This is a genomic window from Pseudomonas sp. WP18 (genome assembly GCF_036689585.1).
Lineage (GTDB): Bacteria > Pseudomonadota > Gammaproteobacteria > Pseudomonadales > Pseudomonadaceae > Aquipseudomonas > Aquipseudomonas chlororaphis_E.
Window position 1 is genome coordinate 3,467,919 of sequence record NZ_CP144758.1, and the last position, 20,730, is coordinate 3,488,648.

Genomic DNA, 20,730 nt, shown 5'->3' on the forward strand with positions numbered 1-20,730 from the left:
GGACCGGTGCCATATCGACGATTCCATGTGGGAGCGAGCTTGCTCGCGATGAGGCCCTCACGCAGAACCTTTTTTTTGATCAAAACTGAAACCGGTTTCAGAGGTGTAAAACAATGAACAAGCCACCCGTTTCCATCAGCCTGTCCAGCTACGGCGCCGACCTGGTGCGCCAGCAAGGCCAAGGTCGTTTCACCACGCTACTGGCTGCCGCCGGCGCCTCGCGCATCGAATGGCGCGAGGAACTGCTGACCCACGAACAACCCGCCGAGCTGGCTGCCGACGCCCGGGCCCAAGGCCTGCAGAGTATTTTCTCCTCGCCCCTCGAGTTGTGGCTCGCTGACCGCACCCAGCCCAATCCTGACCTGGCGCCGACCTTGCAACGGGCCGAGGCGTTTGGCTCGACATGGTTGAAGGTCTCGCTCGGGCATTTCACCGGCACCCATGATCTGACCGCCCTGGCGCAGGTGCTCGCCACCAGCGCGGTGCAATTGCTGGTGGAAAACGACCAGACGTTGCAAGGCGGGCGGATCGAGCCCTTCCAACGGTTTTTCGCCGCCCTCGAACCACTGGGATTGCCCATCGGCATGACCTTCGACATCGGCAACTGGCAATGGCAAGACCAGTCCGCGACGCTGGCGGCCCGCGAGCTCGGACGCCACGTGCGGTATGTGCATTGCAAGGCGGTGGCCCGGCGCGACGACGGCAAGTTGATTGCGGTGCCACCGGTGCTGGCGGATCTGCACCTGTGGGAGCAACTGTTCAAACACATGCCCGCCGGCGTGATGCGCGCCGCCGAATACCCGCTGCAAGGCGATGACCTGCTGCAATTGACCACTGAACACGTGGCCGCCCTGGCCGGTCTCGGACAACCTCGTCGGGAGCCTGCCCATGCCTGAGTTCGATGTCTTGTCGTTCGGCGAAACCATGGCAATGCTGGTGGCCGACCATTGCGGCGACCTGGCCTGCGTCAACCATTTCAGCAAGCGCATCGCCGGGGCCGACAGCAACGTTGCCATCGGCCTGGCGCGGCTGGGCTTCAACGTGGCGTGGCTGAGCCGGGTCGGCGCCGATTCCCTGGGACGTTTCGTCGTGCAGACGCTGGAGCGTGAAGGCCTGGATTGTCGCCATGTGACGGTCGATCCTGCGCACCCGACCGGGTTCCAGTTCAAATCCCGCACCGACGATGGCAGCGACCCGCAGGTGGAGTATTTCCGTCGTGGCTCGGCGGCCAGCCACCTGTCGCCCGAGGCCATCGCCCCCACCCTGCTGGGTGCCCGGCACTTGCATGCCACCGGGATTGTGCCGGCGCTGTCGGCCACGGCCCGCGAGATGTCCCTTGAATTGATGAACCGCATGCGCGAGGCCGGTCGCAGCCTGTCCTTCGACCCCAATCTGCGGCCCAGCCTGTGGGCCAGCGAGTCGTTGATGATCCGCGAGGTCAACCGCCTCGCCGCCCTCGCCCACTGGGTCTTGCCCGGCCTCGGGGAAGGCCGCTTGCTGACCGGCTTCGACGACCCGGCCGACATCGCCGCCTTCTACCTGGACCTGGGCGCCGAAGCCGTGGTGATCAAGCTCGGTGCCCAAGGTGCCTACTACCGCACGCGGCTGGACCAGGGCTTCGTCGCCGGCGTGCCGGTGGCCCGGGTGGTGGACACGGTCGGCGCCGGGGACGGGTTCGCCGTCGGCCTGATCAGTGCCCTGCTGGAAAGCCGGGGGATCACCGAGGCGGTACAGCGCGCCAACTGGATTGGCAGCCGCGCGGTACAGAGTCGGGGGGACATGGAAGGCTTGCCGACCCGCGATGAGTTACTGACTGAATTTGACGACGCCCATCGCGAGCAAGCTCGCTCCCACAGGGGTTGCCGCTAGACCTGTAGGAGCGAGCTTGCTCGCGATAGAGGCCGCAAGTACACCCCAAACACACCTGCTGCAACAAAAACAACAAGCTCAGGAGTCACGACATGCAAACGCTCAACCTCGCCACCCGCCGCTGGTGGTACATCATGCCCATCGTGTTCATCACCTACAGCCTGGCCTACCTGGATCGAGCCAATTATGGCTTCGCGGCGGCCTCGGGCATGGCCAAGGACCTGATGATCACCCCGGGGCTGTCCTCGCTGCTCGGCGCGCTGTTTTTCCTCGGCTACTTTTTCTTCCAGGTGCCCGGGGCGATCTACGCCCAGAAACACAGCGTGAAGAAGCTGATCTTCGTCAGCCTGATCCTCTGGGGGTCGCTGGCGACGTTGACCGGCGTGGTCTCCAACGCCTACTGGCTGATCGTGATTCGCTTCATGCTGGGCGTGGTCGAAGCCGCCGTCATGCCGGCCATGCTGGTGTACCTGTGCCACTGGTTCACCCGCGCCGAGCGCTCGCGCGCCAATACCTTCCTGATCCTCGGCAACCCGGTGACCATGCTGTGGATGTCGGTGGTGTCGGGCTACCTGGTGCAGCAATTCGACTGGCGCTGGATGTTCATCATCGAAGGCCTGCCGGCGGTGCTCTGGGCCTTCGTCTGGTGGCGCCTGGCGGATGATCGTCCGTCCCAGGCCAAGTGGCTCAGCCCCCAGCAAAAGCAGGACCTGGAAAGCGCACTGGCGGCCGAACAGGTCGGGATCAAGGCGGTGAAGAACTACGCCGAGGCCTTCCGCTCACCCAAGGTGATCATCCTGGCGTTGCAGTTTTTCTGCTGGAGCATCGGGGTCTACGGGTTCGTCCTGTGGCTGCCGTCGATCCTCAAGGCCGGCCTGCAAATGAGCATGGTCGAGGCCGGCTGGCTGTCGTCGCTGCCGTACCTGGCGGCCGTCGTCGCCATGCTCGTTGTGTCCTGGGGCTCGGACAAGGCCCAGAAGCGCAAGCGTTTCGTCTGGCCGCCGCTGCTGGTGGCGTCCATCGCGTTCTACGCCTCGTACCTATTGGGACCTGAACATTTCTGGTGGTCCTACAGCCTGCTGGTGATCGCCGGCGCCTGCATGTACGCGCCCTATGGGCCGTTCTTTGCCATCGTTCCGGAAATCCTGCCGGCCAACGTCGCCGGCGGCGCCATGGCGCTGATCAACAGCATGGGCGCGCTGGGCTCCTTCGGCGGCTCGTACCTGGTGGGCTACCTCAACGGCTCCACCGGCTCACCGGGCATGTCCTTCCTGCTGATGAGCGGCGCATTGCTGCTGTCGGTGGTGCTGACCCTGGCCCTCAAGCCCGGTGCCAGCGACCGCGCCACCCCCAACTCCGTGGCGCCACACCCGGCGCCCGCCCATTCCTGAATCGAGATCCGCTCATGAAAAAGCACGTGGTGTTGTACAAGGCGCTGTCGGCGCAATTGATGGCCCGTTTGCAAGCGCAGGCCGACGTCACCCTCATCGACCGCCTCGACGCCCAGTGCCTGGCGCAACTGCGCGATGCCCTGCCCGGCGCCCACGGGCTGTTGGGCGCGAGCCTGAAGCTGGATGCAGCGCTGCTGGACCTGGCGCCAAATCTGCAAGCCATCGCCAGCGTCTCGGTAGGGGTCGACAACTACGACATCGACTACCTGACCGAACGCCGGATCCTGCTGAGCAACACCCCCGACGTGCTGACCGAGACCACCGCCGACACCGGCTTTGCGCTGATCCTGGCAACGGCCCGTCGCGTGGTGGAACTGGCCAACCTGATTCGCGCCGGCCAATGGCAAAAAAGCATCGGCCCCGAGCATTTCGGCAGCGACGTCCACGGCAAGACCCTGGGCATCATCGGCATGGGCCGCATCGGCGAAGCCTTGGCCCAACGCGGCCACTTCGGCTTTGGCATGCCGGTTATCTACCACAGCCACTCGCCCAAGCCCGCCATCGAGCAGCGTTTCAACGCCCGCTACTGCTCGTTGGAAACCCTGCTGCGCCAAGCCGATTTCATCTGCCTGACCCTCCCGCTGACCGCAGAGACCCAAGGGCTGATCGGTGAACACGCCTTTGCGCAAATGCGCCCCGAATCCATCTTCATCAACATCTCCCGGGGCAAAGTCGTGGACGAAGCGGCACTGATCGACGCCCTGCGCAACGGCCAGATCCGCGCTGCGGGGCTGGATGTGTTCGAGCGCGAGCCCTTGAGTGCGGATTCGCCGTTGTTGCAGATGGACAACGTGGTCGCCACCCCGCACATGGGCTCGGCCACCCATGAGACACGCGAAGCGATGGCGCGTTGTGCGGTGGAGAATCTGCTGGCGGCATTGGCGGGTGAGCGGCCGGTGAACCTGGTGAATCCGGGAGCGTGGAAAGGCTAGAGGTTTGTCACCGGCATCACGGCCATCATGAGTGGGCTTTGGTGGCGGTGATGCTGTTCCTACCGAGAACCCGGACCCGGCCTACGCCAACATCGGAAGCGGCGCCATAGCCCTTCCAGCGTCCCTGCTGTTATTCATTGATCACCGACGAAAACACGCCAGGTGGTGAGTTCGCAATGAAACAGACAAGGCAACCGGGGGTGATTGCATGCATGCCATACAGGTCATGATCAGGAGTGCCTACAAGACACATACCACTCTGCTGGTGTCGACGCTCATCACCCTGATAACGCTCAAACTGATCGTGCTCGCTTCACCGCTATTGCTGGGATGGGCAGGAGCAGGTGCGTTACTCGCTGCTGTACTAGCACTATTTTATCCCGCAGTTGCAGCATCCCCTTGGAATAGTAGCGGTAGCTCTATTAACAGCCACCCTCTCGTCCATTCTCGATGCCAACCAGGTTGATATTATCAACAACGCAATCCTAAATGAATTTCGGGATCACCAACCCCAGTAACGGGAGTTCCTTGGCGCCGAATTTAGCCATATTGAATTCGGCGCTATCTTGATTACATCAATGCCATAAACTGCCGATCAAATCAGGAGCATCATGAAGAAACGACCACAAGAGATACAACCTCCGTATTGGTTGTTTGTCCTCGCCGCAACCCCTATCTTCTTCATTAACTTCCTGCTACCTTCCTACCCAATCACCCCTACAGAGTTGGCCATTGCCGCCTTCATAGATAACCACCTCTTTGGGCAAGTTGGTTTTTGGTCATCTCGATTCCCTTTCAGCTCAAAAGTAACCGCAAACTACCTTGCATGCATTGGCCCCGTATTTGCCATACTGGCCTTCTACAAGACTTATCAAACAATGAGGATCGACCCTAAACAGTACGAAAATTATTCACTATTAAAATACGCGCTCATCCCTCCCCTTGCAGTGCTTTATATATTGCTTATTTTATTCATGTTCTATCTGACCTCCACCAACCTAGCCAACAACAGCCAAAAATACAGCTTCTATGGGTCATACGCCCTCAGCTTTTCACTGTTCTCTTCCTCCATGCTCATTATTTTTTACATAACACCTCTAATAGTGCATCGTTGCTTTATCTATTTACCTGCCCTATTACTTGAAAACTGGAGAGATAAGAGATCGCAGAGTCGTCCTCCAAAATAATGCCTATAACGTTTTAAGAAACGGGATCATCCAAGTGGACAATACTGCATTTGAAACTATTTCGTACACAGCCTACAACGGCTGCAACTTGGGGTGATCGTGATGCATGAAGGAGCAATCGTGGACGATGGTCCGTGGCGGGGGCTGGTCGACAGGCCGGCGGTCAAGCTGCTAGTGGAGGCGATTCGGATGCAGAACTAGCGCAATAGGGTGCTGAGCTCCAGCCGTCATCGCGAGCAGGCTTACCTCCACAGGTTCCAGGGTGAACCTCGGATTCCGAAGATGCCACAGGCCCCATGTAGGAGCGGGCTTGGTAGAAACCGGGGACATCCTTTACGTTTTAAACCGGAGACATCGTTTACAGGTGCATAAATACGGTCAGGAGGTGCCTGACCATGCCCTGGAATCGAGAGTCCCCGATGGATCAACGAATCAAACTCATAGGCGACTGGCTGCAAGGCAGCTACTCCAAGAGCGAGCTGGCCCGTCACTACGGGCTCAGCCGACCCACTTTGGACAAATGGTTTGCACGCTACGAGGCGCACGGCATTGATGGGCTAAAGGAGCTGTCACGGCGCCCGCATACGAGCCCTTTCAAAATCAGCGACGAGGTGCTTGAGCTGCTGATCGCGTACAAGCGCGAGCATCACAGCTGGGGGCCTGAGAAGTTGGTGCATAACCTTAAGATCGACCATCCAGACCTGTCTTGGCCCACAGTCAGCACGGCAGGCGAGTGGCTTAAGCGAGCAGGTCTGGTGCAAAAGCGCCGTTTCCTCAATCGACCGCCAGCAGGAAAAAATCCGCTGCGTGACGCCACTGGGCCTAATCAGACATGGGCCGCAGACTTCAAAGGCGACTTCGCGCTTCAGAACGGCCAACGTTGTTACCCTCTGACCATTACCGATCACGTCAGCCGATTTCTATTGCTGTGCAGAGCACAAGGCAGCGTTGCCGGTGCCCGCGAAGGATTTGACTGGGCGTTTCGGGAGTACGGTTTACCTGACGTAATCCGCACAGATAACGGCTCTCCTTTTGCCTCTACCGGCATTTCACGCATATCCAGTCTGGCCGCGTGGTGGATACGTTTAGGGATTCATCCGGAGCGAATCCAGCCGGGGCGGCCTGACCAGAATGGCCGTCACGAACGCATGCATCGAACACTCAAGGCTGCTTTGCTTCATGCACCTGAACGTAACCTGGTGGAGCAACAGCTGGCATTCGAACAGTTTCGACAGGAATTCAATTACGTGCGACCTCACAAGGCCCTAGAGATGAAAGTTCCTGCGGACCTCTATGAGCCATCAAAGCGGCAGTACGATGGGCGCGTGCCTGAGGCGGATTACGCGGCGGACATGACGATCCGTATGGTTAGGCAGAACGGGTCGATGAAATGGAAAGGCAAGATGATTTTCGTCAGCGAATCTCTGGCCGGTGAGGCGCTAGGACTCAAAGAAGTGGACGATGATGTGTGGGATATTTACCTCTGCAGCTACCTTTTAGGTAGGCTGAAAAGCGGCGAAAGCCGCCTTTCAAGCCAACAGAAACGTAAACGATGTCCCCGGTTTCAATTGTAAAGGATGTGTCCGTTTCTACACTTGCTCGCGAAAGCGGTGTGTCAGCCAACATCAATATCAATATCAACTGATTCATTGCCTTCGCGGGCAAGCCCGCTCCCACAGGTTCCGCGGTGTCCCGGGCCCTGGGGCTGTTACAACTTACGTCGGCTGACGGGTTTCGATGTTGTCCAGTGCACGGTTGGCCAACAGGCTGCCCAGTTCGATCAGTTGTTGGATTCCCAGGAGGAAGTGCCGGCGTAAACCCTCCAGGTCGAAGGCCAGGTCATTGACCATGACGTTGGCCGAGGCCAGGGTTTCGCTGAGGTTGGCGAGCAGGCTTTCGGTGTCGATGTCTTTGTTGACGGTGAAGAGTTGGTCGGGGGCAGGACCCGCTTCGGGTTTGTCCGGTTTCGGGTTCAAATAATGGTCGAGCACGCGGTCGGTGACTTTGTCGTGTTTTTGGGATTTGGTTTTTGGGCGCGGTGACGTTGGTTCGGTGTTCGGCGGGTTTGGAGTTGCTTTGAACATAGATAAAGCTCCAGGTGAGAAATTGGAGCCATTCCTCTCGCTACCAAACGAATGGGTGATGGCCATACGGAGGTTGGTAGACCGGTCACCTGACAACCCGGCGCATCCGAAGACGCCCTACGCATGGCCACCATAAAACAGAGGGCGAAGAGCCCTTTGCATTCGATGGACTGCGCGTCAGGAGGCCGGGCTACCAAACCCGATCGCTGATTCATCAGCGACCCGAAAACGATAGAACCGGTCTCCCAGACGCACAAGCCGGCGGATTCTGGCGCAGTCGTAGGCAACGGCGCAAGACAACGTAGCCCAATACAGAACACTCCTACATCCAGATAAACACCCATTCACTTTGTGAGTGCTTCGCACCGGAGCGCCAGCCCGGTCAAGCGGGAGCAAGCTCCCTCGTCACGGCGTCAGTGCGCTTGTCCCGGCGGTATTCAGCGCAAGCGAGTCCACCCCACAATGTTCCCAAGCCGATCACAATTGTGCACACCCGATCAAAATCCTGTTAGTCGCCACCCCCCGCCATGCATTAAAGTAACGCCCCCAGCCCCGACGTTATCCGAACGCCAGGGGCCACCCTTTCCAGGAACAGTCACCGATGGAACATCGTGAAGCGCTTTTGGCGCTGCGAACCTTTCTTTCAACGCAGATTCTCGGCCAGGAAAAACTCATCGAGCGCCTGCTCATCGCCCTGCTTGCCGACGGCCACATGCTGGTGGAAGGCGCGCCAGGGCTGGCGAAGACCAAGGCGATCAAGGAGCTGGCCGAAGGGATCGAAGCGCAGTTCCATCGCATCCAGTTCACCCCCGACCTGCTGCCTGCCGACATCACCGGCACGGAGATCTATCGCCCGGAAACCGGCAGTTTCGTCTTCCAGCAAGGACCGATCTTCCACAACCTGGTGCTGGCGGACGAGATCAACCGTGCCCCGGCCAAGGTCCAGTCCGCCTTGCTGGAAGCCATGGCCGAGCGCCAGGTAAGCGTTGGGCGCAGTACGTATGAACTGTCACCCCTGTTCCTGGTGATGGCCACGCAGAACCCCATCGAGCAGGAAGGCACCTATCCGTTGCCCGAGGCCCAACTCGACCGGTTCCTGATGCACGTCAAGATCGGTTTCCCGGATGCGACGGTGGAACGCCGGATCCTGCAACAGGCCCGGGGCGAGGCGCTCAATGGCGAGGCCAAGCCCGAGCGGCGGGTAAGCCAGCAGGCGATTTTCTCGGCGCGCAAGGAAATCCTCGGCCTGTACATGGCCGACGCCGTGGAGGAATACCTGGTGCAACTGATCATGGCTACCCGCAACCCGGCCAAGTTCGACCCGGAGATGGCCGAGTGGATCGCCTACGGTGCCAGCCCACGGGGTTCCATCGCCCTGGATCGCTGCGCCCGCGCCCACGCCTGGCTGGCCGGCCGAGACTTTGTCAGCCCGGAGGACATCCAGGCCGTGCTGTTCGACGTGCTGCGCCATCGCATCATCCTGTCGTTCGAGGCCGAGGCCGCCGGTATCGACCAGGACCGGGTCGTGCAGCGGATTCTCGACGTCGTCGCTGTCGCTTGAGCAGGCGTCATGACTAACCCACTGGCGCCCGCACCGGGCATCCGCGTCAGCCTTTCGGAGCTGATCGAGATGCGTCATCGCGTGCGCGAAGTGCAGTTGTTCTCGACCCCGGGCCAACGCAGCCCGTTGATCGGCCTGCACCACTCCAAGCTGCGCGGACGCGGCGTGGATTTCGACCAGGTGCGGGTCTACCAGGCCGGCGACGATGTGCGCACCATCGACTGGCGCGTCACCGCCCGCACACAGGAACCTCATACCAAGTTGTTCCACGAAGAGCGCGAGCGGCCGATCTTCATCATGATCGAGCAGAGCCACCGCCTGTTCTTTGGGTCGGGCCTGCTGTTCAAGTCGGTGCTCGCGGCCCAGGCCGCCAGCCTGATCGGCTGGGCCGCGCTGGGCCACAACGACCGTGTCGGCGGCCTGGTGTTCGGCAATAACACCCACTACGAGGTCAAACCCCGGCGCAGTAAACAAAGCCTGTTGCAATTGCTCAACCGCCTGGTGCGGGTCAACCAGTCGTTGCACCCCGAGGGCGAGCCGGACCGCGATTCATTCGGCATTGCCCTGCGTCGGGCCCGGGAAGTGCTGCGCCCGGGCAGCCTGGCGATCGTGATCTGCGACGAACGCGCGCTGTCCGACAGCGCCGAGCAACAACTGAGCCTGCTGTCACGTCATTGCGACCTGTTGCTGCTGCCGCTCTCGGACCCGCTGGACCACGCCCTGCCCGCCGCCGGTTTGCTGCGCTTCGCCCAGCGCGGTGCGCAACTGGAGCTCGACACCCTGAATGTCGAACTGCGCCAGGCCTATCGCGCCCAGGCCGAGGCGCGCCAGGAGCGCTGGGAGTTACTGGCGCAGAAACTGCGGATCCTGATGATGCCCCTGAGCACCCAGGGCGACATGGTCGAGCAGTTGCGCGAGTACCTGAACCCCAAGCGGGCCGGGATCAGCCGATGAACAGCCTGGACCAGTTGCAGCCACTGATGGCGCCGCCCCCCATTGGTTTCTGGCCACCCGCGCCGGGCTGGTGGTTGCTGCTGATATTGCTGCCACTGTTGGGCCTTGGGCTGTGGCAGTTGCGCCGTTTTCTACCCGCCAAGCGCGCCATCAGTCGCACCGAGCAACCCCTGGACCCGGTGCGGCTGGCCGCGCTGGCCGAACTGGCGCTATTGCCCAAGCCCTACGATGGCGCACCGGCCGGTGCCTGGTTGCAGCAGCTCAACGGCTTGCTCAAGCGCCTGTGTCGCAACCACTACCCCTACAGTCAGAGCCACACCCTGAACGGCCGCCAATGGCTGGCCTTCCTGGATAACCGCTGCCCGGCCGCCGGGCTGACCCGTTGGATGGTCCTGGTCGAAGGGGCCTACAAACCCGAATGCAAGCTGGACGACAAAGCCATTGCCGGCCTGACCCAGGCAGTCGACATCTGGATTCGCAAACATGTTTGAGTTCGCCTGGCCGTGGATCTTCGCGCTGTTGCCGCTGCCGTGGCTGATGCGCCTGCTGCTGCCCGCGGCCGACAGCGGCGAGCCGGCGCTCAAGGTCAGTTTCCTGGGGGAGCTCGAAGGCCTTGTCGGGCGTCGCGCCCGCACGCAACTGCCGAGCTGGCGCCAGCAAGCGCCTTTCATCCTGCTCTGGCTGCTGTTGTTGATCGCCGCCGCCCGTCCGCAATGGCTCGGCGAGCCGCTGCCCATCGCCGCCAGCGGCCGCGACCTGCTGGTGGCGGTGGACGTTTCCGGCTCCATGGACTTCCCTGACATGCAGTGGAAGGACGAAGAGGTCAGCCGTCTCGCGCTGGTCCAGCACATGCTCGGGGATTTTCTCGAAAGCCGCGAAGGTGACCGCGTCGGCCTGATCCTGTTCGGCAGCCAGGCTTATCTGCAAGCGCCCCTGACCTTCGACCGGCGCACCGTGCGCCGCTGGCTCGACGAAGCGCGCATCGGCATCGCCGGCAAGAACACCGCCATTGGCGATGCCATCGGCCTGGCCCTCAAGCGCCTGCGCCAGCGTCCGGCCCACAGCCGCGTGCTGATCCTGGTCACCGACGGCGCCAACAACGGTGGGGAAATCGACCCGCTGACCGCCGCCCGGCTGGCGGCCGACGAAGGAGTGAAGATTTACCCGATCGGCATCGGCGCTGACCCGGAGCAAAGCGGCACGGCGGGATTCCTCGGCGTCAACCCAAGCCTGGACCTCGACGAGGCGACGCTACGGGAAATTGCCCAGGCCACCGGCGGGCGTTATTTCCGCGCCCAGGATGGCGAACAGTTGCTGGCGATCAAGACCACCCTCGACCAGCTCGAACCGGTGACCCAGCAACCGACCCAGGCCCGCCCGGCCCAGGCGCTCTATCACTGGCCCCTGGCCGTGGCACTGCTGTTGAGCATGCTGCTGGTGGCCCGCGAGCGCTGGCCGGACAACCCCTTGCAACGCCTGTTCAACCAGCCGCTGTTCCAATCGACCCCTCATGCCGAGTGGCGCCAGCGGCTCAAGCGCCTGCGCTTGCGGAGGCGTCGATGACTGCGCTCTGGCCGCACTGGTTGCGCCCCGTCTTTATCCTGCTGCTGCCGCTATTGGGCTGGTTGCTCTGGCAACTGTGGCACCGCCAGCGTCGGGTGGGCCGCTGGCAGATGATCCTGCCGGCCGCGTTTCATTCGGTGCTGCTCAGCGGTGGCAAGGGTCGTGAAAGCCGACTGCCGTGGATTGCCCTCGGCCTGGGTTGGCTGTTGACGGTACTGGCGTTGCTGGGTCCAAGCTGGGCACGGGTCGAACAGACCAGCCAGAAGCCTGCCGACCCGCTGGTGGTGGTGCTGGAACTGACGCCGGAAATGCTCGCCACCGACGTGCCGCCCACGCGCCTGGAGCAGGCCCGACGCAAGGTGCTGGACCTGCTGCACAACCGCAGCGACGCCCAGACCGCGATCATCGTCTACGCCGGCAGCGCCCACGCGCTGGTGCCGCTGTCCGATGACCTGTCCACCAGCGCTAACCTGCTCGAGGCCCTCAAACCCTCGATCATGCCCCAGGGCGGCCATCGCGCCGACCTGGCGGTGATCAAGGCGATGGCCCTGCTGAACCAGGCCGAACTCGGCCACGGCCGGATCCTGCTGATCGCCTCGTCGCTGAACGAGCAGGAGCGCCAGGGTATCCACCAGGTCTTGGACGGTTCGCCCACGCAATGGCTGATGCTGGGCGTCGGCACCCGGGAAGGCGCGCCGGTGGCCCAGGAGGATGGCAGCTACCTCAAGGATGCCCAGGGCGCGATCCTGGTGCCACGCCTGGACAGCGCGGGGCTCAAGTCCTTCGCCAATGAACTGGACGGGCGTTATCGTCCGGCGCGCCTGGACGACAGTGACCTGCGCGGCCTGGGCCTGCTGGATGGCCCGCGTCATCTGCGCGAGGACGGCCAGATGCTGCGCCTGGACGCCTGGGCCGACCAGGGCTACTGGCTGCTCTTGCCGCTGTTGCTGCTGGCGGCCTGCGCGGGCCGGCGCGGCTGGCTGTTCTGCCTGCCGTTGCTGCTGGTGTTGCCGCAGACCGGCCAGGCCTTCGAATTCGAGGACTTGTGGCTGCGTCCCGACCAACAGGGCCAGCATTTGCTCAAGCAGAAACGCCCAGCCGAGGCCGCCGCGCATTTCGAGGACCGCCAATGGCAAGGCGTCGCCCTCTACGAAGCAGGCAACTACAGCGAAGCCGCCCGGCGCTTCGCTGAAGGCACCGACGCCCGCGCCCACTACAATCGGGGTAATGCCCTGGCCAAAAGCGGCGAGCTGGAAGCCGCGGTGGATGCCTACGAGCAGGCGCTGGAGTTGCAACCGGACCTGCGCCCCGCCCAGACCAACAAAACCCTGGTACAGAGCCTGTTGAACGAGCAGGCGGCGCCGGAGCAAACCCCGAAACCGACGCAAAACGAAGAACCGGGACCTGCCGAGCAAGCGCCGGACGCGGCGTCTTCCGCCCAGTCCTCGGAACCGGGCCAGCCCTCGACTGAAACGGCGACGCCGCAGGAGCAACCCCAGGCGCACCCGGCACCGCCCTCGGGCGCCCAGGACGTGCCCGGCAGCGAACTGCCCGACGAGCAGACCACCACACCGCCGTTGCGCCCCGCCGCCGGACAGCGCAATGAAGAAGAACAGCGCCAGGCGCTGGAGCAATGGCTGCGCCAGATCCCGGACAATCCAGGCGAACTGCTCAGGCGTAAATTCTGGTACGAACAACAAAGCCATCAGGCCCAGGGAAAAACCCCATGACCCGCTTCACCGCCTACCTTCTCGTCCTGCTGTTCTGGGTGTGCCCAACCCAGGCCGCACAGCTGACGGCCAGCGTGGACCGCAGTCGGCTGAACTCCGGCGAAACGGTGGAACTGACCCTGGAATCCAATGATGCCACGTTGTTCGGTAAGCCCGACCTGGCCCCGCTCCAGGCGCTGTTCGAGGTGCGCGGCACCCGGCAGGTCAACCAGTTGACCACCCTCGACGGAGAGAACCGCGCCACCACCCGCTGGATCGTGACCCTGCTGCCGCGCGAAAGCGGCACCGTGATCATTCCCCCGTTGCAACTGGGCGAAGTGACCAGCCAGCCCATCACCCTGCAAGTGATCGAAAGCGAGACCCGCAACGCGTCCGGCACCCTTGCCCCGGTGTTCATCGAGGCCAGCCTCGACCAGAACAAGGTGTATGTGCAGGCCCAGGCGATCCTGACCCTGCGCATCTACCATTCGGTGTCGCTGTACGACGACAGCAGCCTGACGCCGCTGCACATTCCCGACGCCCGCACCGAACAACTGGGCGAGTCGCGCACCTATGAAAAAGTCATCAACGACGTGCGCCACGGTGTCATTGAGCTGCGCTACGGCATCTACCCGCAACGCAGTGGCGAACTGACGATTCCGGCCCAGACCTTCAGCGCCACCCTGGTGGAACCGGTGGCCCAGGGCGCCGCGCCGGCGGGCCCGAAACCCGGCCAGTTGATGCACGTCAGCTCCGAGCAACTGGTGCTGACCGTCAACCCCAAGCCGGCCAGCTACCCGGCCGATGTGCCCTGGCTGCCGGCCCGCAGCCTGTCGTTGAGCGAGAGCTGGAGCCCGGAGCCGACCCACAGCCAGGTCGGCGACTCCCTGACCCGCAGCCTGACCCTCGAAGCCGAAGGCCTGGCCAGCGCCCAACTGCCACCGCTGCCGGCCACCGAGATCAACGGCCTGCGACGCTACCCCGACCAACCGGTGCTCAGCAGCCGCAGCAGCGAGCGTGGCCTGGTGGGCAGCCGCGAGGATCGCGAGGCGCTGGTGCCCAACCGCAGCGGCACCATCGAGTTGCCGCCGGTGGAAGTCGTCTGGTGGAACACCCTGGAAGACCACCTGGATCGCACCAGCCTCCCGGCGCGCACCCTGCAGGTGGCGAACAACCCGAGTCTGATGGTCGATACCCCGCCGGGAGCCCCGCAGGTGGTGACCACCGTCGACAGCGAAACGCTGTGGTACTGGCAACTGGGGACTTTTATCCTGGCCTGCACGACCCTGCTCGGTTTCGGCCTGTGGTGGCGGGCACGCTCGCAGCCGGCGGTCCTGCGCTCGGCCCAGGCCGGACCCAGCCCGCGCACGTTGCTGGACGACCTCAAGCGCACCTGCCTGGCCAACGACCCCCATGCCACCCGCCAGGCCCTGGATGCCTGGGCCCGCCAGCAACCGGAAACCCTGGCCGACATGGCCGCGCGCTTCGTGCCGCTGTCCGATGCCCTCGACGGCCTCAACGGCGCCCTCTACAGCGAAACTGGCCAACACTGGCAAGGCGACGACCTGTGGCGCGCCATCCGCACCATCCCCACCGCAGAACGCGCCCAGGACCTGCTGGGCGACAGCGGCTTGCCACCGCTTTATCCCAAATAATCCCCGACACTTGTGGCGAGGGGATTTATCCCCGCTGGGCTGCGAAGCGGCCCTAAATACTTACGCCTCGGTGTACCAGACAGATTGAGTCGCCTGTTCTGGGGCTGCTTTGCAGCCCAGCGGGGATAAATCCCCTCGCCACAGGATCGGTTCTTCCCAGTAAACTCTGCACTTTTCCAGCCGCCCTCTTCACCCGCGGCCATCACCTGTTTTTCTGGAGTTTGCCTTGCGTCTGTTCCACACCTCCGACTGGCACCTGGGGCAAAACCTGCACGGCCAAGAGCGCGATTTCGAGCACGCGTGTTTTCTTGAATGGCTGCTGCGCCAACTGGCCGCCGAGAAGCCCGATGCCCTGCTGGTCGCCGGCGACATTTTCGACACCGTCAACCCGCCGGTCAAAGCCCAGGAGCGCCTGTACGACTTCATCGTCAGCGCCCACGAACAAAACCCCAACCTGACCATCGTGATGATCGCCGGCAACCACGATTCCGGCTCGCGGATCGAACTGCCCGCGCCCCTGATGCGGCGCCTGCGCACCCATGCCTTGGGCCGGGTGCTGTGGCTGGACGACGGCCAGTTGGACGTCGAACGCCTGCTCCTGCCGCTGCCCGACGCCAAGGGCAAGGTCAAGGCGTGGTGCCTGGCCCTGCCCTTCCTGCGCCCCGCCGAAGTCACCGGCGCGCACTTGGGCGACGATTACCTGCGAGGCATCGGCCAGGTCCATGAGTGGCTGATCGCCGCCGCCAATGGCAAGCGCAAGAAAGGCCAGGCACTGATCGCCGTCAGCCATGCGCACATGGCCGGCGGCTCGGTGTCCGAGGACTCCGAGCGCAGCCTGATCATCGGCAATGCCGAAGCGCTGCCCGCCAGCCTGTTCGGCCCGAGCATCAGCTACGTTGCCCTTGGCCACCTGCACAAGCCGCAGAAGGTCAACGGTGAAGAACGCATTCGCTATAGCGGTTCGCCGATCCCGCTGTCATTCTCCGAGATCGGCTATCAGCACCAGATACTCGACATCACCCTGGACGGCGACACCCTGGCCAAGGTCGAGCCCCGGCTGATCCCCCGGGCCGTCAATCTGCAACGGCTGGGCCCGGCGCCGCTGGCCGACCTCCTGGTGCAACTCAAGGAACTGCCCGACGTCGACCTGCTGGCCGACGTCCAGCGTCAACCCTGGCTGGAGGTGCGGGTGCGCCTCGACGAGCCGCAACCGGACCTGCGCCATCAGGTGGAAACCGCGCTGCAAGGCAAGGCCGTGCGTCTGGTGCGCATCGCCGCCGAATACGCCGGCCAAGGCGACAGCGGGCGCACCGACGAGGACGCCGCGTTGATCGAACTGGATCAACTGAGCCCCGAGGAACTGTTCAGCCGCGCCTGGCAGGACACCTATGGCAACGAAGTGGACGAACAGACCCTCAAGGATTTCGCCGTGCTCTTGCAAGACGTGCAGTTGGAGGACGAGCAGCCATGAAGATCCTCGCGATCCGCCTCAAGAACCTGGCCTCCCTGGCCGGGCCTTTCGAAATCGATTTCACCGCCGAACCGCTGGCCAGCGCCGGCCTGTTCGCCATCACCGGCCCCACGGGCGCCGGCAAGAGCACCTTGCTCGACGCTTTGTGCCTGGCGCTGTTCGGCGCGGTGCCGCGCCTCAACAACACCGCACGCGATGCCAAGGTGCCGGACGCCGACGGCGAGATTGCCACGGGCGACCCGCGCACGCTGTTGCGCCGTGGCACCGGCGAGGGCTATGCCGAGGTGGACTTTCGCGGCATCGACGGTCGCCGCTATCGCGCCCGCTGGGAAGCCAATCGCGCCCGGGAAAAGGCCGGCGGCAAGTTGCAGGCCAGCCGCCAGAGCCTGCGGGACCTGGACAACGATCAATTGCTGGCCAGCCAGAAAGGCGAGTACAAGACGCGGCTCGAAGCCGTCCTGGGCCTGAACTTCGAGCAGTTCACCCGCGCCGTGTTGCTGGCCCAGAGCGAGTTCAGCGCGTTTCTCAAGGCCGATGACAACGACCGCAGCGAGCTGCTGGAAAAACTCACCGACACCGCCCTGTACACTCGCTTGGGACGTCGCGCCTTCGACAAGGCCAAGCAGGCCAAGGAAACTCACCGGCAGTTGCAAGACCAGGCCACCGGCGTCACCCCGCTGGCACCCGAGGCCCGGGCCGAGCTGGACCAGCGTTTCAACGACGCCCAGCAACAGCTCAAGGCCCAGCAGGCCCAACTCAAGCAACTGGAGTTGCAGCACACCTGGCTCAAGGACCTGCGCCAACTGCAGGATGAACACGCCCACGCCGCCGAGCAATTGCAACAGGCCCAGGCCGATGGGAATGCCCTGGCAGAGGAACGCCTGAAGCTGACGCGCCTGGAGCAACTGGCTCCCCAGCGCCATCAGTTCATCCGCCAGGCGGAATTGGCTCGGCAACTGGAGCCCCTGACGGCGCAGGTCCAGCAGCTCGGCCAGCAGCAAATCGACTTGCAGGCCCAACAGGTGGTGCTGGACAAAGGCCTGGAGGATGCACAGCAGGCCCTGGTCCTGGCCCGGCAACAAAGCAGCGACACGGCACCGTTGCTGCGCCAGGCCTTTGAAGAACAAAACACCCTGGCCCGCCTCGCAAAAGAGGCAAGCCAAGCCGCCGAGCGCCAGGAGCAGGCGCAACAGGCCTGCACCGAAGGCCAGAAAACCATCGATACGCTGCTCGACCAGCAAAAGCAGTTGGCCGAACGCCTGCAGCGCATCAGCGACGAGCTCGAACAGAGCAGCCACCTGGCGCCCCTCAGCGAGGCCTGGAATGCCTACCGCGATCGCCTCCAACAACTGATGCTGATCGGCAATCGCCTGAACCAGGGCCAGGCCGAACTCGCCACGCTGGAACAAAACGCCAGCGACGCGGCCCAGGCGCTGACGTCCCTGCGCCAGGCGCTCGACGTGCTCTACAAGGAAGCCGGCGCTGAACCGGAAGCGGTCGCCGAACAGATCCAGTTGCTTGGCAACCTGCTGCAGGACAACCGCAAGCAACTGCGCGCATTCGAAGCACTGACGCGACTGTGGGCCAGCCAACAAGACCTGGGCAAGCGCGGCGCCGACCTCGAACAGCGCCAGCAACAGGCGTTGCAGACCCGTGATCGCCTAGTGCGTGAAGGCGGCGAAGCCAAGGCCGAACTGGCGCTGGCCGAGCAGGCCCTGACCGTGACCCGCGAATTGCTGGAACGGCAGCGCCTGGCCCGCAGCGAGAGCGTCGAGCAACTGCGCGCGCAGTTGCAGGACGATCAACCGTGCCCGGTCTGCGGCAGCGTCGAGCATCCCTACCATCAACCCGAGGCCCTGCTGGAAAGCCTCGGGCGTCACGATGAAAGCGAGCAAGCCAACGCCCGCAAGGCCGTCGAAGCACTCAATGAAAAAGTCATCGACTTGCGCGCGCAGTACAGCGGCGTCATCGCCCAGCTCAAGGAACTCAAACAACAGCACGAACACCTGGCCAGTCAGCAGCAAAGCCTGGCCCCGAGCCTGGAGGCCCATCCCCTGTCGGCGCAACTGCTGGCCCAGGACCCCGACCGGCGCGACGCCTGGCTGACCCAACAAGACAGCCAGTTGAACCAACTCATCCAACAGGACGAGCAACGGCAAACCGCCCTGCTGACCTTGCAACAAGACGCCGCGCGCCTGGCGCAGCAGCTGCGCCAAGCCGAAACGGCGAACCAGCAGGCGGCCCAGCACCTGAGCAACCAGCAACAGGAACTGGCCCGTGATCGCCAGCGCCTGGACGACGAGCTGGGCCATTTCAGCGCATTGTTGCCGGCTGATACCTTGCAGGCCTTGCGCACCGAGCCCGCCGCGACGTTCCTGCAACTCGACCAGCAGATTGCCCAGCGCCTGGCGCAATTGGAGCAGCAGCGCGACGAACTCGCCGAACAGCTCAATCGCCAGCAGACCCTGGAAAAGGAACAGGACCGCCAGCAGACCCGCGTGCAGCAGTTGGAGTCGGCGCAACAGCAGTTCCAGGCCCTGGCCGAACAGCAGCAGGCCTGCCAGCAGAGGCTCGCGCAACTGCTGGGCGAACACGCCAGCGCTGAACACTGGCAGCAGCAACTTGACCAGGCCCTGGAGCAGGCGCGCACCGCCGAGGCCTCCGCCGGTCAACAGCTACAGGCACTGCGTAACGCCTTGGTGCAACGGGCAGCCGAGCTCAAGGCCCGGCAGGAACAGGTGCAAGCCTTGGAAGCCGAGCAGCAGGCATTGGTCGCCGGCATCGCCCAATGGCGCGCCTCCCATCCCGAGCTGGACGACGCGGCGCTGGAGGCCTTGCTGGCGCTGGACGAGGCAGGCGTCAGCCAGCTACGCCAGCGCTTGCTCAACAGCGAAAAGGCCATCGAACAGGCCCGCGTGCTGCTCACCGAGCGCGAGCAGCGTTTGCACAATCATCAGGCCCAGCACAATGGCAACCTGTTGCCCGAGCAGTTGGCCAACGCCCTTGCCGAGGTGCAGGGCCAATTCGCCGCCAGCGAACAACGCTGCGCCGAACTGCGCGCCGAACAGGCCGAAGACCAGCGCCGACAGAACGCCAACCAGGCCCTGGCGCAACAGATCGAGCAGGCCTATGCCGAGTATCAGCGCTGGGCGCGCCTGGATGCGCTGATCGGCTCGGCCACCGGCGACCGTTTCCGCAAGCTCGCCCAGGCCTACAACCTTGACCTTTTGGTGCACCACGCCAACGCCCAGCTCCGGCAACTGGTCCGTCGCTACCGGCTCAAGCGCGGCGGCAGCATGCTCGGGTTGCTGGTGATGGACACGGAAATGGGCGACGAACTGCGCTCGGTGCATTCGCTGTCGGGTGGCGAGACGTTCCTGGTGTCCCTGGCCCTCGCACTGGGCCTGGCCTCGATGGCGTCCAGCACGTTGCGGATCGAGTCGTTGTTCATCGACGAAGGTTTCGGCAGCCTCGACCCCGAGTCCCTGCAACTGGCGATGGACGCGCTCGACGGCTTGCAGGCCCAGGGCCGCAAGGTGGCGGTGATTTCCCATGTGCAGGAAATGCACGAACGGATCCCGGTGCAGATCCAGGTGCGTCGCCAGGGCAACGGCTTGAGCACGGTGGAGGTGAAATGAGCCACGCCACGCTTTATTCCTTCCGGCGCTGCCCTTACGCCATGCGGGCGCGCATGGCCCTGCGCTACGCCGCGGTGGAGCTGGAGATCGTCGAAGTCAGCCTGAAGGCCAAGCCGGCCGAGATGCTCGCGCTTTCCAGCAAAGGCACGGTGCCGGTGCTGTGGGCCGATGGCCGGGTAATCGATGAAAGCCTGGAGATCATGAACTGGGCCCTGGCCCAGCATGATCCGCAGGACTGGCGGTTGCTGGGCGATCCCGTTGGTCAAGCGGCGACGGCGGCGTTGATCGAGGAAAACGACCAGGGGTTCAAGCAGCACCTGAATCGCTACAAGTACCCCGAACGTCATCCGCAGCATCCGGTGGAATACTATCGAGCCGAGGGTGAGGGTTTTCTACGCACGTTAGAAGCGTTGCTTGAAACCCGGCCGTTTCTGGTCGCGCCTCACCAGAGCCTGGCCGACGTGGCCTTGATGCCCTTCATACGCCAGTTCGCCCACGTCGACCGTGAATGGTTCGCCCAGGCGCCCTACCCTCATCTGCAACGATGGCTGCAACGGTTTCTGGAGTCGGAGCTGTTCGTGGCGATCATGGCGAAGTGACTAACAGCCCGCACATCACCCCTGTGGCGAGGGGATTTATCCCCGCTCGGTTGCGCA

General features: G+C 63.4%; 16 protein-coding genes. 15 read left to right on the forward strand and 1 reads right to left on the reverse strand.

Going from position 1 to position 20,730, the window contains the following annotated elements; genetic code table 11:
* The first annotated feature begins 113 nt into the window (after positions 1 to 113).
* The 6 genes from V5F23_RS15235 (at position 114) to V5F23_RS15260 (ending at position 7,013) form a co-directional block, all read left to right on the forward strand.
* Positions 114 to 896: an AP endonuclease gene (locus V5F23_RS15235; RefSeq protein ID WP_042732488.1), complete on the forward strand. Its 783-nt coding sequence runs from the start codon at positions 114 to 116 to the stop codon at positions 894 to 896.
* On the forward strand, positions 889 to 1,869 hold the full coding sequence (locus V5F23_RS15240; RefSeq protein WP_042732489.1) for a sugar kinase: 981 nt from the start codon (positions 889 to 891) through the stop codon (positions 1,867 to 1,869). Before V5F23_RS15235 ends, V5F23_RS15240 begins: the two co-directional genes overlap by 8 nt.
* Before the next feature lie 92 nt (positions 1,870 to 1,961).
* Complete coding sequence (locus V5F23_RS15245; RefSeq protein WP_042732490.1) at positions 1,962 to 3,260, forward strand: MFS transporter; 1,299 nt, start codon at positions 1,962 to 1,964, stop codon at positions 3,258 to 3,260.
* Between the two features lie 14 nt (positions 3,261 to 3,274).
* Entirely contained in the window at positions 3,275 to 4,252 is a 978-nt protein-coding gene (locus V5F23_RS15250) for an NAD(P)-dependent oxidoreductase (RefSeq protein WP_212802644.1), read from the forward strand.
* 611 nt (positions 4,253 to 4,863) lie between these two features.
* On the forward strand, positions 4,864 to 5,439 hold the full coding sequence (locus V5F23_RS15255; protein ID WP_052497404.1) for a hypothetical protein: 576 nt from the start codon (positions 4,864 to 4,866) through the stop codon (positions 5,437 to 5,439).
* Positions 5,440 to 5,858: 419 nt separating this feature from the next.
* Positions 5,859 to 7,013, forward strand: coding sequence for an integrase core domain-containing protein (locus tag V5F23_RS15260; protein ID WP_244868261.1), 1,155 nt, complete (start codon positions 5,859 to 5,861; stop codon positions 7,011 to 7,013).
* A gap of 141 nt (positions 7,014 to 7,154) precedes the next feature.
* Here the strand turns inward: V5F23_RS15260 and V5F23_RS15265 are convergent, their stop codons facing one another.
* Positions 7,155 to 7,523, reverse strand: coding sequence for a DUF6124 family protein (locus tag V5F23_RS15265; RefSeq protein ID WP_338495511.1), 369 nt, complete (start codon positions 7,521 to 7,523; stop codon positions 7,155 to 7,157).
* 601 nt (positions 7,524 to 8,124) lie between these two features.
* Between V5F23_RS15265 and V5F23_RS15270 the strand changes: the two genes are divergently transcribed.
* From V5F23_RS15270 to V5F23_RS15310, 9 genes are all read left to right on the forward strand, one after another.
* Positions 8,125 to 9,084, forward strand: a complete 960-nt coding sequence (locus V5F23_RS15270) for a MoxR family ATPase (protein ID WP_042732320.1) — start codon at positions 8,125 to 8,127, stop codon at positions 9,082 to 9,084.
* Positions 9,085 to 9,093: 9 nt separating this feature from the next.
* Positions 9,094 to 10,038, forward strand: a complete 945-nt coding sequence (locus tag V5F23_RS15275; RefSeq protein WP_042732321.1) for a DUF58 domain-containing protein — start codon at positions 9,094 to 9,096, stop codon at positions 10,036 to 10,038.
* On the forward strand, positions 10,035 to 10,529 hold the full coding sequence (locus V5F23_RS15280) for a DUF4381 domain-containing protein (protein WP_042732322.1): 495 nt from the start codon (positions 10,035 to 10,037) through the stop codon (positions 10,527 to 10,529). The genes V5F23_RS15275 and V5F23_RS15280 overlap by 4 nt, the downstream gene beginning before the upstream one ends.
* Positions 10,522 to 11,601: a VWA domain-containing protein gene (locus tag V5F23_RS15285; protein WP_047738786.1), complete on the forward strand. Its 1,080-nt coding sequence runs from the start codon at positions 10,522 to 10,524 to the stop codon at positions 11,599 to 11,601. The genes V5F23_RS15280 and V5F23_RS15285 overlap by 8 nt, the downstream gene beginning before the upstream one ends.
* On the forward strand, positions 11,598 to 13,331 hold the full coding sequence (locus tag V5F23_RS15290) for a tetratricopeptide repeat protein (RefSeq protein WP_338495513.1): 1,734 nt from the start codon (positions 11,598 to 11,600) through the stop codon (positions 13,329 to 13,331). Before V5F23_RS15285 ends, V5F23_RS15290 begins: the two co-directional genes overlap by 4 nt.
* The gene (locus tag V5F23_RS15295; protein WP_123578982.1) at positions 13,328 to 14,965 is read left to right on the forward strand and encodes a BatD family protein; all 1,638 of its coding nucleotides are present in this window, start codon (positions 13,328 to 13,330) and stop codon (positions 14,963 to 14,965) included. The genes V5F23_RS15290 and V5F23_RS15295 overlap by 4 nt, the downstream gene beginning before the upstream one ends.
* 226 nt (positions 14,966 to 15,191) lie before the next feature.
* A complete protein-coding gene (locus V5F23_RS15300; protein ID WP_047738790.1) occupies positions 15,192 to 16,436 on the forward strand; it encodes an exonuclease SbcCD subunit D C-terminal domain-containing protein in 1,245 nt (414 codons plus the stop codon).
* Positions 16,433 to 20,074, forward strand: a complete 3,642-nt coding sequence (locus V5F23_RS15305; protein WP_212802645.1) for an AAA family ATPase — start codon at positions 16,433 to 16,435, stop codon at positions 20,072 to 20,074. The genes V5F23_RS15300 and V5F23_RS15305 overlap by 4 nt, the downstream gene beginning before the upstream one ends.
* A complete protein-coding gene (locus tag V5F23_RS15310; RefSeq protein WP_212802646.1) occupies positions 20,071 to 20,673 on the forward strand; it encodes a glutathione S-transferase in 603 nt (200 codons plus the stop codon). The genes V5F23_RS15305 and V5F23_RS15310 overlap by 4 nt, the downstream gene beginning before the upstream one ends.
* The last annotated feature ends 57 nt before the right edge of the window (positions 20,674 to 20,730 follow it).